Below are 14,612 nucleotides of genomic sequence, written 5' to 3'. Positions count from 1 at the left end.
GAGAATTTAGATGGCATCCAGCATTCGCGTCCGCGCCACGGCCAACGGCGACATCACCGAGGTGCAAACGCTGATCCAGCACCCCATGGACACCGGCTTGGTCAAGGACGCCAAGGGCGACGTGATTCCGGCGCACTTCATCCAGCGGCTGAAGTTCGAATGTAACGGCAAGGACGTCTTCGTTGCCGATTGGGGCACCGCGGTCTCCAAGGACCCCTACGTGAAGTTCAGCTTCAAGGGCGCCAAGAAGGGCGACGACCTCAAGGTCTCCTGGACCGACAACAAGGGCGGGTCGGACACGACCACTGCGAAGATTTCGTGATGAATGTCCGCTTCTGTCTCCTGCTTGGTTCGGTGAGCGCCGCGCTGGTCGCGTTCGCCCTCACCTCGCCGCGCGTCATCGCGGCCGACAAGGTCGATCCCGTTGCCGATGCGAAAGCGTTCCAGAACTTCTTCTTCCAGAAGTTTCCGACCGTAAAGCACGAGGATTTCGTCAACGGTCCTTATTCGATGAACGAGGACATGAAGCGGCAGTGGCAGGAGAAAGAGGAATTCCCGCCCTACGAGTTCGCGCTCGACGCCGGCAAGGAGATGTTCGCGACCCCGTTCAAGAACGGCAAGACCTATGCCGACTGCTTCCCGAACGGCGGCATCGGCATCCGCCAGAACTATCCTTACTTCGACACTGGGGAGGGCAAGGTCGTCACGCTGGAGCTCGCGCTCAACCGCTGCCGCGAGGCCAACGGCGAGGCGCCCTACTCCTACGTCAAGGACGAGATGGCTTCGCTGACCGCCTACATGGCGTTCACCTCGCGCGGCAAGCCGATGGACATCAAGATTCCCGACGACCCGCGCGCGCTCGCCGCGTACGAGAACGGCAAGCGCTACTTCTACACGCGCCGCGGCCAGATGAATTTCTCCTGCGCGAGCTGCCATGTGCAGAGCCCGGGCGAGCGCATCCGCGCCGAGATCCTCGCACCGGCGCTCGGCATTCTGAACGCGATGCCGATCTACCGCTCGGAATGGAGCGGGATGGGCACCACCAGCCGCCGCTTCGTCACCTGCAACAGCCAGACCCGCGCGGTTCCGCTGGAGCCGCAGGCCGATGAATATCGCGACGTCGAATATTTCCTGTCCTACGTCGCCAACGGCCTGCCGATTTCAGGGCCGGGAGCGCGGCCATGAAGCTGTCACTTCCTCTCGCCATGTTGCTCGCATTGAGCCTCGCGCCAGCAGCGCGCGCGGCAAACGAGGCGGACTACAAAGCGGCCTATGCCGCCGCGGAGGCCGCCTCCAAGGAGGCAGCCGGCATGCGCAACCAGTGGACCGTGACCGTATCTGCGCTGGCGGCAGCCAAGAAGGCGGCCGACGGCGGCGATTTCGACCGCGCGGTTGCCGCTTCGAAGGAGGCCGAGGCGCTGGCGAAGGCCTCGATCTTCCAGGCGACGTCAGAAAAAGAGGCGTGGAAGGCGATGGAAATCCGCTAGACTAAAAATCTCGTGGAACCGTCGAATTGCCGTTGAGAGGCGCGGAGAATTTCTGGATGGCCATCCGCCGCCGCGATTTCCTGAAGAGCACCGCTGCTGTCGCCACATCGCTCAGCCTGCCGCGGCTCGCGCGCGGCGCCGAGACCGCGAGCATTTACGACCTCGAACGGTTCGGCAATGCGCGCATCCTGCACACCACCGACACGCATGCGCAGCTCAACCCGGTCTATGTCCGCGAGCCCAGCGTCAATATCGGCATCGGCGAGATGGCGGGACGGCCGCCGCATCTGGTTGGCCGCGCTTTCCTCGAACGGTTCGGGATCCGCTCCGACAGCGCCGATGCCTATGCCTTCAGCTGCTTCGAGTTCGAGAAGTCGGCGGGCCGCTTCGGCAAGCTCGGCGGCTTCGCCCATCTGAAGACACTGATCGATCGCTTGCGCGGCGATGCCGGCGAAAAGCACTCCGTGCTCGTCGACGGCGGCGACCTCTGGCAGGGCACGGGTCTTGCCAACGTCATGCAGGGCCGCGACATGGTCGAGGTCGCCAATCTGCTCGGCATCGAGGCGATGACCGGGCATTGGGAATTCACCTATGGCGAGCAGGCGCTGCGCGACAATCTCGAGCGCTTCAAGGGCGAATTTCTGGCGCAGAACGTCTTCCTGACCGAGGAAGCCGCGTTCAACGACGCTCCCGCCTTCGACAAGGCGAGCGGGCGCGTGTTCAAGCCTTCGATGATCAAGGAGCTCGGCGGCCATCGTGTTGCGATCATCGGCCAGGCCTTCCCCTATGTGCCGATCGCGCATCCCAGGCGATTCACGCCGGACTGGACTTTTGGCATCCGCGAGGAGGAGTTGCAGAAGCATGTCGATGCCTTGCGCGGCACCGAGAAGGTCGATGCGGTCGTCCTGCTGTCGCACAACGGCATGGACGTCGATCTCAAGCTCGCGAGCCGCGTCACCGGCATCGACGTCATCCTCGGCGGCCATACCCATGATGCGATCCCGCAACCAATCGCGGTGAAGAACGTAAGCGGCACGACGCTCGTCACCAATGCCGGCTCCAACGGAAAATTTCTGGGCGTCCTCGATCTCGCGCTCGACAAGGGCAAGGTCGGCGATGTCAGGTACCATCTGCTGCCGGTCTATTCCGAGCTGCTGAAGCCCGACCCTGGCATGGCCGAGCTGATCGGCCGGGTGCGCGCGCCGCACGTGACCGACTGGTCGGAGAAGATCGCAACGCCCGACCGCCTGCTGTATCGCCGCGACAATTTCGCCGGCCCCGTCGACGAGCTGATCTGCACCGCGCTGCGCAGCGAGCTCGACGCCGAGATCGCGCTGTCGCCGGGCTTCCGCTGGGGCGTCACCGCACTGTCCGGCCAGCCGCTGACCATGGAGGACGTGCTCGCGGAAACCGCGATCACCTATCCCGAGACTTACGTGCAGGAGATGACCGGCGCCCAGATCAAGGAGGTGCTGGAAGACATCTGCGACAACCTCTTCAATCCCGACCCCTATTACCAGCAGGGCGGCGACATGGTGCGCGCCGGCGGGCTCAGCTACACCTGCACGCCGACCGGTGCGGTCGGCAGCCGCATCTCCGAGCTGAAGCTCAATGGCGGCAAGGCGCTCAGCGCGAGCCACCGCTACAAGGTCGCGGGCTGGGCCTCGGTCAACGGCCAGCAGGGCGCGCCGGTGTGGGATGTCGTTGCCAAATATCTGCGCTCGGGCCGGATGTTTCAGGAGCGGCTCGGCTCCGGCGTGACGCTGAAGGGCGTCGAGGGCAATCCAGGCATTGCAGGACAGGGATGATGCGGTCGCAAATCTGTCGCGCGATGCTGCTGGCGGCGCTCGCCTTCGCCACGCCATGGTCCTCGGCACAGCAGGTGCCGCTCCAGGACAAGCCGTTCGCCGAGCACAAGATCGTGCTTCAGCTCTCCGACGGCGATGCGAAGAAGCACGCGCTGGTGCTGAGCGTCGCCAACAATCTCCTGAAGGCCTACGATCCGGACAAGGTCGCGATCGAGGTGGTGGCGTTCGGCCCCGGCATTGATCTCCTGTTCACCGGCAGCGAGCGCCGCAAGCAGGTCGAAAGCCTGATCGTGCAGGGCGTGCGCTTCGATATCTGCCTCAACACGGTCGACACGATCGAGCGGGAGACCGGAAACCGGCCGGAGTTCATCCCCGCTGCGACGCCGGTGCAGGTGGGCGTCGGGCAGATCCTGTTCCTGGCGGAGAATGGGTACACGGTGGTGYGGCCGTAGGGGCGCCCGGAGTTTGTGGCACGTCCCTGCAACACACTCACTGTCATCGCCCGCGAAAGCGGGCGATCCAGTATTCCAGAGACAGCGAGGGGTACGGAGAAGCCGCGGCGTACTGGATTCCCCGCCTTCGCGGGGAATGACAGCGGTGGGTGGGGCGACACCATGGCGTCCCTGACGGCTCTCGGGCGCGCAATCCGGCTCTGCCGATCCGGCCGCGGCCCCATCACGCAGAACAAAAATCTTCTAAATTTTCTTGTCTACACAGTGAATTGCTTCTCTTTCCAGCCTCTGGCGTAGTAGAATCCTCGAAACCAGTTCCACGCCGGGTCTTGCCATGATCTTCCGCCAGCTCTTCGACAGCGTTTCGGGCACCTACAGCTATGTCCTCGCCAGCCGCCCCGGCGGCGAGGCGCTGATCCTCGATCCCGTGCTGGAGAAGGTCGATCGCTATTGCCAGCTGCTGCGCGAACTCGACCTCAAGCTGGTGAAAGCCGTCGACACCCATCTGCATGCCGACCACGTCACCGGGCTCGGCGAGCTCCGCGACCGCACCCATTGCATGACCGTGATGGGCGACCAGACCAAGGCCGACGTTGTGGCGATGCGGGTCGCCGACGGCGACAAGGTGACGATCGAGGGCCTGTCGCTCGACGTGATGTACACGCCCGGCCACACCGACGATTCCTACTCCTATCTGATGGGCGACCGCGTCTTCACCGGCGACACCCTTCTGATCCGCGGCACCGGCCGCACCGATTTCCAGAACGGCTCGTCGCGCGCGCAATACGAGTCGATCTTCAACCGCCTGCTCAAGCTGCCGGACGAGACGATGGTGTTCCCGGCGCATGACTACAAGGGCGACACCGTCTCCACCATCGGCGAGGAGAAGCGCTACAATCCGCGGCTCCAGGTGCGTTCGGTCGACGAATATATCGAGCTGATGGCGAACCTTAAGCTGCCGAATCCGAAGATGATGGACGTCGCGGTGCCCGCCAACATGCATGTCGGCCTGCATCAGGAGGAGCTGGAGAAAGAGGGCCGCGCGGTCAGCGCCGTCGAGGCGATCCGCTCGCTCGGCCGTCCCGATATCCTGCTGGTCGATCTGCGCGAGACCAATGAGCGGATGAAGCACGGCATGCTCGAAGGCGCGCTGCATACGCCCTATCCGTCCGTTGAAGACAGTCTGAAGCCCGGCGGCATGCTGCGCGAGGTCGCGGCCGCCACCGGCCGCCGCGTCGTGTTCTTCTGCGCCTTCGGCGAACGCTCGGCGATGGCTGTCGCCGCCGCCAAGGAAGCCGGCCTCAGCAACACTGCCCACATCGCCGGCGGCATCGATGCCTGGAAGAAGGCCGGCGGGCCTGTGGTGCACTGACGCCCCCATCTTGCGGTAAGTCAGGAACCGCACATATTTTTGGGGTAGAAGCGGATGACGCATCACCATCCGGGATCACCCATGGCCAAGACCGCCAAGCCGCGCAAGCCGCCCAAAGTCGCTGATAACAAGCAAGCGGACGACAAGGCGAAGAAGCCCCCGCCTCCGCTCGACGACGACGATTACGACGACGGCGACATCGCGACGCCGAAACGCGACCGCTACGGTTCGGATGACGAGCCGTTGTGAGGGATGTGAAGCTCGCCCCACCCTCTCATGTCGTCCCTGCRAACGCAGGGACCCATACCGCGTGATATCTCAATTCTCAATTGTGATAGGTCGCCGTACCGAACGGCGATCCTCCGCCAAACTCCTCCCTGTGGCTATGGGTCCCTGCGTTCGCAGGGACGACAGCGAGGACAGCGCCCCACCCGCGCTACCTGCCATGCGCCTGCGTTCATGGACAAATAACGGCTCTGCCCGATAGTTTGCGCGTCCCCCTTTAGGACGTGAAACGGAACTGCAATGGTCGACGTTCTCGCCGCACCGCAACAAGGCAAGGCGGACAGCGCGCTGCGCACGCTGACCGGGATTTCGATCGCGCATTGGGTCAGCCATTTCCATCTGCTGGTCCTGCCGATGCTGTTTCCGTTCCTGAAGAGCCAGCTCGGCGTCGGCTATATCGAGCTCGGCTTCGCGCTCACCGTCTCTGCGGTCGTATCCGGCCTGACGCAGGCGCCGACCGGCTATCTCGTCGACCATTTTGGCGCGCGCAAGATCCTGCTGGGCGGGCTCGCGCTCGGCGGCTTCGCGCTGATCCTGCTCGGCCTGCACCTCAGCTATGCCTCGCTGATTGCGTGCGCGGTGCTGCTGGGTCTTGCCAACAGCGTCTACCACCCCGCTGACTACGCCATCCTGGCCGAGCATATGGATGAGGCGCGGATGGGCCGCGCCTTCTCGGTCCACACCTTTGCCGGCTATCTCGGCGGCGCCGTGGCGCCGGCGATCGTCGCGGCGCTCGTCACCGTCTCCGGCGGCACGGGTGCGCTGATCGCGTCGGGCGCGATCGCCGTGCTGGTGGCCCTGCTGCTGGTCGTCATGAACATTCCCGATGCCGGCGCGCACAAGACCAAGCCGGGCAACGAAAACGCGCCCAAGCAGGCCGTCATCACGCCGGCGCTGATCACGCTCACCGTGCTGTTCATGCTGCTCAGCCTGTCGGTCGCCGGCATCAACAATTTCGGCGTGGTGGCGCTGATGAGCGGCTACGGCGCGTCCTACTCCGCCGCCAACGTGGCGCTGACGGCGTTTCTCGGCTCCAGCGCCGCAGGCGTGCTCGCCGGCGGCTTCCTCGCCGACCGCACCGCGCGCCACGGCTATGTCGCAGCCGCCTGCTTTGCCGCGAATGCAGCGATCGTGCTGCTGATCGCGCTGGTCACGCTGCCCGGCGGGATGCTGACCGCCGCGATGATGATGGCGGGCTTCCTCTCCGGCGTGATCGCGCCCTCGCGGGACATGCTGGTGCGCAACGCCGCGCCTCCGGGTGCGGCGGGCCGCGCCTTCGGCATCGTCTCCACCGGCTTCAATCTCGGCGGCATCGTCAGCCCGCTGCTGTTCGGCTGGATCATGGACCAGAGCGCGCCGCACTGGGTGTTCGGGGCGTCCGTGATCTTCATGGTCGCGACCGTGGTGCTGTCGCCGTTTACGGAGCGGAAGCCTGCCAAGGCGTAGCCAAGAATTCAGTCGTCGTCCCTGCTGAACGCAGGGACCCATAACCACAGGGAGCCATCGTCGCGCGAAGCTGGTCACTCCGAGTCTTCGCGACACTACTCCCTGTGGTTATGGGTCCCGGATCTGCGCTTCGCTTGTCCGGGACGACGGATAGAAAAACGCAAAACAACAAACTGGGAAGAAACACCATGAGCACCCCTGATCTCGTGATCCGCGGCGGCACCGTCGCGGATGGAAGCGGCGGCGAATTGTTCGAGGCGGATATCGCCATCACCGCCGGCAAGATCACCGAGGTCGGCAAGGTCGCAGGCAAAGGCAACGAAGAGATCGACGCGCGCGGCAAGCTCGTCACGCCCGGCTTCGTCGACGTGCACACCCATTATGACGGCCAGGTCACCTGGAGCCAGGACATCACGCCGTCGTCGCAGAACGGCGTCACCACGGCGATCATGGGCAATTGCGGCGTCGGCTTCGCGCCGTGCAAGCCTGCCGACCACACCCGCCTGATCCAGCTGATGGAAGGCGTCGAGGACATTCCCGAGCCCGTGCTGAGCGCCGGCATTCCCTGGGCGTGGGAAAGCTTTCCGGATTACATGAACTGGCTGTCGAAGCGCGATTTCGACATCGACGTCGGCGCGCAGCTGCCGCATGCGGCGCTGCGCGTCTATGTCATGGGCGAACGCGGCGCGCGCCGCGATCCCTCGACCGCCGAGGACAACGCGGCGATGGCGAAGCTCGCGGGCGAGGCGGTGCGCTCGGGCGCGCTGGGCTTCTCGACCTCGCGCACGCTCAACCACCGCACCTCGACCGGCGATTTCACGCCGACGCTCAAGGCCGGCGAGGACGAGCTCACCGCGATTGCCGGCGCGATGCACAGCCAGGGCCGCAGCGTGCTGCAATTCGTGCTGGATCTCTCCACCCTCCACGAAGATTTGCCGATGATGCTGCGGGTGGCCGATGCCACGAAATGCCCGATTTCGTTCTCGATCACGCAGAACGACAAGGCGCCAAACCGCTGGCGCCAGACGCTGGACGAGATCAATGCGGCCGCACAACGCGGCCTTTCCATCACCGCGCAGATCGCGGCGCGCCCGGTCGGCCTGCTGCTTGGGCTGGAGCTGTCGCGCAATCCGTTCCAGACCCATCCGAGCTACAAGGCGATCGCACATCTGCCGCTCAGGGAGCGCCTGGCGCGGCTGCATCAGCCGGACGTGCGCAAGGCGATCCTGAGCGAGACGGCGACCTCGACCGACGATCCGCTGTTCTTCCGGCCCAACTACGACAAGATGTTTTTGCTCGGCGATCCCCCCGATTACGAGCAGCCGCCGGAGAACGCGCTGGGGCCGCAGGCGCGCAAGCAGGGCCGCCAGCCGGAAGAACTCGCTTACGATGCGATGCTGTCGGATGAGGGCCGCGGCATGCTCTACGTGCCCTTCCTCAACTATGCCGACGGCAATCTCGACGCGACGCGCGAGATGCTGATCGATCCGCAATCGGTGCCGGGCCTCTCCGACGGCGGCGCGCATTGCGGCATCATCTGCGACGCGAGCTTCCCGACCTATCTGCTGACGCACTGGACCCGCGACCGCACGCGCGGCGAGAAGCTTACGATCCCCTTCGTGGTCGCCGCGCAGTCGCGCAAGACCGCGCTCTCGGTCGGCCTCACCGACCGCGGGCTGGTTGCTCCCGGCTATAAAGCCGATGTCAACGTGATCGACTACGATCGGCTGCATCTGCATCCGCCGAAGGTGCATTACGATCTGCCGGTCGGCGGGCGGCGGCTGTTGCAGGATGTCGACGGCTATGACGCGACGATCGTGTCGGGCGTGGTGACGCGGCGGCACGGTGAGGCCACCGGCAGGCGACCGGGGAAGTTGATCCGGGGTGCGCAGGGGGTGAATTAAGCGAGCTTGCCGCTTACCCTCCCCTGGAGGGGGAGGGTCGCTACGCATGTAGCGAAGCGGAATGTGTAGCGGGGTGGGGTGACAGTCTCTCCACATCCAATAGTGCCCGAGCGGAGGGATCACCCCACCCCGCTCGCGCTGCGCGCGATCGACCCTCCCCCTCCAGGGGAGGGTAAGAAAGCGCGCCCCTTACGTCGGCGAGACCKCGCCCTTCAGCGCCGCGGCCTGCGGGGCCGCACCGCGGGTCAGCCTGGCCTTTTCCGTGTTCGGCCAGAGCAGCAGCAGACCAATGACACCGGAGCCGACCATGACCACCGCGTTGATGGTGAAGCCGGTCAGGTAGCCGTCGACCATGTTGCCGGAGCGCTGGATCACGGCGCCCATCACGTTCGGCGCGATGATGCCCGACAGCGTGTACAGCGCGCCGTAGATCGCGATGACCGCGYCGCGCTGCGACGCCGGGGTGAACTCGCCGAGCATCGGCGGGCAGACGACGTAGATCGCCCCGCACAGGCCGGAGCCGACGACGAGCAGCGCGATCTGCAGGCCAGCACCCTGCACATGCGCCATCATCGCCAGGATCAGGCCGCCGATGATCAGCGGCACCGAGCCGAGCACGCCGCGCGAGATGCGCGTCGTGTAGCCGCGCGCCATCATCACCTGCGAGACCCACCCCGTGAGGATGACGACGGTCGCGCCGAACACCCAGGGCAGGATCGAGACGTAGCCGGCCTGGCTCTGCGAGAAGCCCAGGCCCTTGACGATGAACGGCGTGAACCAGGTGAGGCCGAGCGACAGCGCCCAATAGGCCCCGAAGGTCGCGATCACGCAGCCGAGGAAGGTGCGCGAGGTCAGCAGCTGCACATAAGGGATTTTCGGCTCGGTGACGGCGAGAACCTGCGTGTCCTCGAGCGGGCCTTCCTTGCCGAACGTCAGCCAGGCGCAGACCCAGAGCAGGCCGACGACGCCAAGCGCGCCGAAGGCGTAGTGCCAGGAGTGATTGACGATGACCCAGTTCAAGGCCGGCACGGCCAGGATGACGCCGAAGGCCGAGCCTTGCGACAGGATCGCGGTCGGCAGCGTGCGCTTCTCGTCGGGAAACCATTTGTAGATGGCGTGGGCTGCGACCGAGAAGGCAGGTCCCTCGCCCGCGCCCAGCACGATGCGGCAGATCAGGAGCGTGGTGAACGAGACGGTGCCGACCATCGGAAACTGCGCCAGCGCCCAGATCACCGCCAGCGTCAGCAGCACCCAGCGCGTCGGCACCTTGTTGACGATGAAGCCGACCACGATGGCCGAGATCGAGAACAGGAAGAAGAACGAGGAGCCGAGCAGGCCGAATTGTTCGGCATCGAGCTTCAGGTCGGTCATGATCGGCACGCCGGCGAGACCGACGACGATCTTGTCCGCGAAGTTCACCACCATGAAGAGAAAGAGGAGAAAAGTGACGGTCCAGGCGCCCTTCGGCGTTGCCTTGGTTTCCCCTGCCGTCCTGCCCGCAACGTCGGGCGTTCCCTGAGCGCTCATCAATCTCCCCGTATGTCTTTTTGTCGGCACGTTTTTGATTTGGCCGTTTTGGGAGCTAACAACGGCTTCAAGGCCAACGCAACCCCGGCATTTCCACGGCAAGTGTGCTACGCAGCATTGAGTTAATTCCGTCCGGCGCATTGACCTTGCTGAGCATCCGAAACCTCTCAAAAACCTTCTCCTCGGCCGGCGAGCCGGTCCATGTGCTGCGTGGTGTCGACCTCGACCTCAAGGCCGGCGAGCGCGTCGCGCTGACCGGCGAGTCCGGCAGCGGCAAGAGCACGCTGTTGCACCTGATTGCGGGTCTCGATGCCGCCGACAGCGGCACAATTCGCCTGGAGGACACCGAGGTCACCAAGCTCTCGGACGCCGGCCGGGCCGAGCTGCGGCGCGACCGGATCGGCCTGGTTTTTCAGCAGTTCAATCTGATCCCGAGCCTCTCGGTCGCCGACAATCTGGTCTTCCAGGCGCGGATCGCCGGCCGTCACGATGCGGCCTGGTCAAAAGAGCTGATCGAGCGGCTCGGGCTCAGCAGCCTGCTCAAGCGATATCCAGAGCAATTATCAGGCGGCCAGCAGCAGCGGGTCGCGATCGGCCGGGCGCTGGCGACAAAGCCGTCGCTCCTGCTCGCGGACGAGCCGACCGGCAATCTCGACGAGGATACCGCCGACGACGTGCTGGCGCTGACGCGCGACCTCGTCACACGCACCGGCTGCGGCTTCCTGATGGTGACGCACAGCCTGCATCTGGCCGGCACGCTCGACCGCCACGTCACCTTGCATGCGGGGCGGATCGCATGAGGCGCGCGCTGTGGGTCCTCGCGGTGCTCCTGAGCCACTGGCGGCGGCACAAGATGCAGTTCGCGACGCTCCTGATCGGGCTGATCGCGGCGACCGCACTGTGGAGCGGCGTGCAGGCGATCAACCAGCAGGCCCGCAATGCCTATGACCGTGCGGCGGCGACGTTCGGCGGCGTGCGCACGGCGATGCTGGTGGCGCCTGATGCCGCGACCTTTTCGCAGGAGCTGTTCATAAAACTCCGCCGCGCGGGCTGGCCGGTCTCGCCGGTGCTGGAAGGCCGCGTCCAGGTTAACGGGCGTTCGGTGCGGCTGCTCGGCATCGAGCCGGTGACGATGCCGGCCGATGTCGGCAACGCGCCACGCCTCGGCGCCTCGGATTTGAGCAGTTTTGTTGCGCCGCCGGGCCAGACATTGGCGGCGCGGGAGACGCTGAGCGATCTGCAGGAACAGGAAGGCGCGGCACCGCCGATCAGTAACGGCGCAAAACTGCCGCCGCTGCGCGTGCTGCCGCAGCTCGTGTCCGGCGTACTCGTCGTCGACATCGGCGTCGCGCAGCGGCTGCTGAACAAGCCGGACCAGGTGTCGCGGCTTTTGATCGGCAAGCCGAAGGGCAAGCCGGCGCCGCTGGCCAGCATCGTTGGCGAGCAGTTGCAGCTGGTCGAGCCGAATGCGGAGACGGAGCTGGAGCGCCTCACCGACAGCTTTCATCTCAACCTCACCGCCTTCGGCCTGCTGTCGTTCTTCGTCGGCCTCTTCATCGTCAACTCCGCCGTCGGCCTCGCCTTCGAGCAGCGGCTGCCGATGCTGCGCACGTTGCGGGCCTGCGGTGCCTCGGCGCGGCTGGTCAACACGGTGCTGGTGGTCGAGCTGGTGGCGCTGGCGCTGGTCGCAGGACTGATCGGGCTCGTCTGCGGCTATTTCATCGCGGCCGCGCTGTTGCCCGACGTCGCGGCGTCGTTGCGCGGGCTCTATGGCGCGCAGATCCCGGGACAGCTCACACTGCGCTCCGAATGGTGGCTCGCCGGTATCGGCATCAGCATTGCGGGTGCACTCGTGGCCGCCGCGACCAGCCTGATCAAGGCGATCAGGATGCCGGTGCTGGCGACTGCACAGCCGTACGCCTGGCAGCAGCGGCAGCGCCGCTGGCTGATCCTGCAGAGCGGCGCGGCCTGCGCCGTGTTTGCGGTCGCGCTGTTGCTGCTGCACTACGGGCAATCGCTGATTGCGGGATTCGGCGTGCTGGCCGCATTGATGTTCGGCGCGGCGTTGATCCTGCCAGCATTCCTCGAGATCATCCTGCTCGTTGGCCAGCGCTGGGCGAAGGGGCCGCTGGCGCTGTGGTTCTGGGCGGACAGCCGGCAACAGCTCTCCGGATTGTCGCTGGCCCTGATGGCGCTGCTGCTTGCGCTGGCCGTCAATGTCGGGGTGTCCACCATGGTGGAGACCTTCAGCCGCACCTTCGTCGGCTGGCTCAACGGGCGGCTTGCCGCCGACGTCTACATCAGCGCCTCCGACAATGCGCAAGGCGTTGCGATCCGGAGCTGGCTGAAGGAGCGCAGCGACGTGCAGGCGATCCTGTCGGGCGGACGCGCCGATACGCAGGTTCAGGGGCAGCCGGTGGAGCTGCTCGGCCTGCCCGATCACGCGCTCTATCGCGAGCGCTGGCCGCTGCTGGAGACCGCGCCGCGCGCCTGGACCCAGCTCGTGCCCGGCAATGCCGCCTTCATCAGCGAGCAGCTGAGCCGCCGCCTCAACGTCCGCGTCGGCGATGTCATCGAGGTGCCGGCACCGGGCGGCACCTGGGAGCTCGACATCGCCGGCATCTATGCCGACTACGGCAACCCCAAGGGGCAGCTCGCCGTCAACGTCGCGGCGCTGATCCGGCACTTTCCGCAGACGCCGCAGACACGGATCGGCCTGATCGTCGCGAAGGAAAATATCCCCGGCCTGATCGCGGCGTTGCAGAAGCAATTCGCGCTCGACGACCGCAGCGTCGCGGATCAGGCAACAGTGAAGGCGGAATCGATCCGGATCTTCAACCGCACCTTTGCGGTGACGTCGGCGCTGAATGCCTTCACGCTCGGCGTGGCCGGCATCGCGCTCTTGACCAGCCTGCTGACGCTGGCGAACTCCCGCCTGCCGCAGCTTGCGCCGTTGTGGGCGATCGGCATCACGCGGCCGCGCCTTGCCGCGATCGAACTGACCAAGACATTGTCGGTTGCGCTGTTCACCTCCCTGCTGGCCGTGCCGCTCGGATTGCTGGTGGCGTGGTGCCTGATCGCGATCGTCAATGTGAAGGCGTTCGGCTGGCGGCTGCCGTTCCATGTGTTTCCGCTGCAGCTGGTGGAGCTGGTCGCGGTGGCGCTGATCGCTTCGCTGCTTGCCGCGCTGCTGCCGATGATACGACTGGCGCGGATGCAGCCGGCGAGCCTCGTCAAGGTGTTTGCCAATGAGCGCTGATAAAATCACGCGGCGCGCGTTCGCCGGCGGCATCGCCGCACTCGCGGCTGCCCGCCGCGCTGGCGCGCAAGGCTATGCCGGGCTCGGCGAGACCGCCGACGGCTTTGCGAAGGTGACACCGGGAAAGACGTTCAGCTTCCCGGCCGATCACGGCCCGCATCCGGAGTTCCGTATCGAATGGTGGTATCTCACCGCGAACCTTGTCGATGGCAGCGGCGCGGCGTGCGGCCTGCAATGGACGCTGTTCCGCCAGGCGGCGCAGTCGGGCCCGCAAGGAGAGGGCTGGGCCAATCAGCAGATCTGGATGGCGCATGCGGCGGTGACGCGCGCTGATACTCACCGCTTCAGCGAGGTGTTTGCACGCGGCGGCATTGGACAGGCCGGCGTCACCGCAAAGCCATTTGCGGCATGGATCGACGATTGGGAGATGAAGGGTTTTGAGCGCACCGACGATCGCACCCTGGCACCCTTGGCGCTGAAAGCATCGGGCACCGACTTCAGCTACGCGCTGACGTTAGAGGCCGATCGTCCCGTGGTGCTGCAGGGCGATCACGGCTACAGCCGCAAGTCCGAGCGCGGGCAGGCGTCCTACTATTACAGCCAGCCGTTCTACCGCGCACGCGGCAGCCTCACGATCGACGACAAATCCGTCGATGTCTCGGGCCAGGCCTGGATGGATCGCGAGTGGAGCAGCCAGCCGCTCGATGCCGACCAGACCGGCTGGGACTGGCTGTCGCTACATCTCGCATCCGGCGACAAGCTGATGCTGTACCGGCTGCGGCAGAAGGACGGCCAGGAGTATCCGTTCGGCAACTGGATCAGCGCCGCGGGTGACACGCAGATGATCGCGGGTGGCGATATCCAGATGAGTCCGAAAGCGACCGCCGAGATCGCGGGGCGCAAGCTGCCGGTGGAATGGCAGATCACGATCCCCTCGCGATCGCTCTCGATTGCCTGCAAGCCGCTTAACCCAAAAGCCTGGATGGGGACTGGCTTCTCCTATTGGGAAGGGCCGATCAGCTTTGCCGGCACGCATGACGGCGTTGGCTATCTCGAGCTGACCGGCTATTGA

Annotated in this window: 13 protein-coding genes; 12 read left to right on the top strand and 1 reads right to left on the bottom strand. The window is 65.6% G+C overall.

Annotated features, from left to right (window positions below; all coding sequences use genetic code 11):
- Positions 1-10 precede the first annotated feature (10 nt).
- The 9 genes from soxZ (at position 11) to AB4Z51_RS28845 (ending at position 8,754) form a co-directional block, all read left to right on the top strand.
- Complete coding sequence (gene soxZ, locus AB4Z51_RS28885) at positions 11-322, top strand: thiosulfate oxidation carrier complex protein SoxZ (RefSeq protein WP_441498482.1); 312 nt, start codon at positions 11-13, stop codon at positions 320-322.
- Positions 322-1,185, top strand: coding sequence for a sulfur oxidation c-type cytochrome SoxA (gene soxA, locus AB4Z51_RS28880; protein ID WP_354113866.1), 864 nt, complete (start codon positions 322-324; stop codon positions 1,183-1,185). The genes soxZ and soxA overlap by 1 nt, the downstream gene beginning before the upstream one ends.
- On the top strand, positions 1,182-1,487 hold the full coding sequence (locus AB4Z51_RS28875) for a hypothetical protein (RefSeq protein ID WP_028151965.1): 306 nt from the start codon (positions 1,182-1,184) through the stop codon (positions 1,485-1,487). Before soxA ends, AB4Z51_RS28875 begins: the two co-directional genes overlap by 4 nt.
- Before the next feature lie 56 nt (positions 1,488-1,543).
- On the top strand, positions 1,544-3,295 hold the full coding sequence (gene soxB / locus AB4Z51_RS28870) for a thiosulfohydrolase SoxB (protein WP_441498481.1): 1,752 nt from the start codon (positions 1,544-1,546) through the stop codon (positions 3,293-3,295).
- Positions 3,292-3,747 carry a DsrE family protein gene (locus tag AB4Z51_RS28865; RefSeq protein WP_441498480.1) on the top strand — a complete coding sequence of 152 codons (456 nt, stop codon included), beginning with the start codon at positions 3,292-3,294 and terminating at the stop codon, positions 3,745-3,747. The genes soxB and AB4Z51_RS28865 overlap by 4 nt, the downstream gene beginning before the upstream one ends.
- 334 nt (positions 3,748-4,081) lie before the next feature.
- A complete protein-coding gene (locus AB4Z51_RS28860) occupies positions 4,082-5,119 on the top strand; it encodes an MBL fold metallo-hydrolase (protein WP_085403993.1) in 1,038 nt (345 codons plus the stop codon).
- Between the two features lie 81 nt (positions 5,120-5,200).
- Positions 5,201-5,368: a hypothetical protein gene (locus tag AB4Z51_RS28855; RefSeq protein ID WP_441498479.1), complete on the top strand. Its 168-nt coding sequence runs from the start codon at positions 5,201-5,203 to the stop codon at positions 5,366-5,368.
- 276 nt (positions 5,369-5,644) lie between these two features.
- Positions 5,645-6,850 (top strand): MFS transporter, encoded by a 1,206-nt coding sequence (locus tag AB4Z51_RS28850; RefSeq protein WP_441498478.1) that lies wholly within the window; start codon positions 5,645-5,647, stop codon positions 6,848-6,850.
- 188 nt (positions 6,851-7,038) lie between these two features.
- Positions 7,039-8,754, top strand: a complete 1,716-nt coding sequence (locus AB4Z51_RS28845) for an N-acyl-D-amino-acid deacylase family protein (protein ID WP_441498477.1) — start codon at positions 7,039-7,041, stop codon at positions 8,752-8,754.
- A gap of 189 nt (positions 8,755-8,943) precedes the next feature.
- Here AB4Z51_RS28845 and AB4Z51_RS28840 read toward each other — a convergent pair whose 3' ends face one another.
- Positions 8,944-10,281, bottom strand: a complete 1,338-nt coding sequence (locus AB4Z51_RS28840) for an MFS transporter (RefSeq protein WP_441498476.1) — start codon at positions 10,279-10,281, stop codon at positions 8,944-8,946.
- A 146-nt stretch (positions 10,282-10,427) separates the two neighbouring features.
- Here AB4Z51_RS28840 and AB4Z51_RS28835 point away from each other — a divergent pair, with 146 nt between their 5' ends.
- From AB4Z51_RS28835 to AB4Z51_RS28825, 3 genes are read left to right on the top strand one after another with little or no spacing between them, the layout of a single operon-like run.
- The gene (locus AB4Z51_RS28835; RefSeq protein ID WP_085404087.1) at positions 10,428-11,081 is read left to right on the top strand and encodes an ABC transporter ATP-binding protein; all 654 of its coding nucleotides are present in this window, start codon (positions 10,428-10,430) and stop codon (positions 11,079-11,081) included.
- Positions 11,078-13,540, top strand: a complete 2,463-nt coding sequence (locus AB4Z51_RS28830; RefSeq protein ID WP_354113859.1) for an FtsX-like permease family protein — start codon at positions 11,078-11,080, stop codon at positions 13,538-13,540. Before AB4Z51_RS28835 ends, AB4Z51_RS28830 begins: the two co-directional genes overlap by 4 nt.
- On the top strand, positions 13,530-14,612 hold the full coding sequence (locus AB4Z51_RS28825; RefSeq protein WP_354113858.1) for a lipocalin-like domain-containing protein: 1,083 nt from the start codon (positions 13,530-13,532) through the stop codon (positions 14,610-14,612). Before AB4Z51_RS28830 ends, AB4Z51_RS28825 begins: the two co-directional genes overlap by 11 nt.

It is taken from the genome of Bradyrhizobium sp. 2TAF36 (assembly GCF_052114925.1).
Lineage (GTDB): Bacteria > Pseudomonadota > Alphaproteobacteria > Rhizobiales > Xanthobacteraceae > Bradyrhizobium > Bradyrhizobium barranii.
This window is presented reverse-complemented; position numbering and strand designations above follow the sequence as displayed.

Coding starts and splice junctions, on each gene's coding strand:
- AB4Z51_RS28850 (WP_441498478.1), top strand. CDS start 5,645: ATGGTCGACGTTCTCGCCGCACCGCAACAAGGCAAGGCGGACAGCGCG.
- AB4Z51_RS28845 (WP_441498477.1), top strand. CDS start 7,039: ATGAGCACCCCTGATCTCGTGATCCGCGGCGGCACCGTCGCGGATGGA.
- AB4Z51_RS28875 (WP_028151965.1), top strand. CDS start 1,182: ATGAAGCTGTCACTTCCTCTCGCCATGTTGCTCGCATTGAGCCTCGCG.
- soxB (WP_441498481.1), top strand. CDS start 1,544: ATGGCCATCCGCCGCCGCGATTTCCTGAAGAGCACCGCTGCTGTCGCC.
- soxZ (WP_441498482.1), top strand. CDS start 11: ATGGCATCCAGCATTCGCGTCCGCGCCACGGCCAACGGCGACATCACC.
- AB4Z51_RS28825 (WP_354113858.1), top strand. CDS start 13,530: ATGAGCGCTGATAAAATCACGCGGCGCGCGTTCGCCGGCGGCATCGCC.
- AB4Z51_RS28830 (WP_354113859.1), top strand. CDS start 11,078: ATGAGGCGCGCGCTGTGGGTCCTCGCGGTGCTCCTGAGCCACTGGCGG.
- AB4Z51_RS28860 (WP_085403993.1), top strand. CDS start 4,082: ATGATCTTCCGCCAGCTCTTCGACAGCGTTTCGGGCACCTACAGCTAT.
- AB4Z51_RS28855 (WP_441498479.1), top strand. CDS start 5,201: ATGGCCAAGACCGCCAAGCCGCGCAAGCCGCCCAAAGTCGCTGATAAC.
- soxA (WP_354113866.1), top strand. CDS start 322: ATGAATGTCCGCTTCTGTCTCCTGCTTGGTTCGGTGAGCGCCGCGCTG.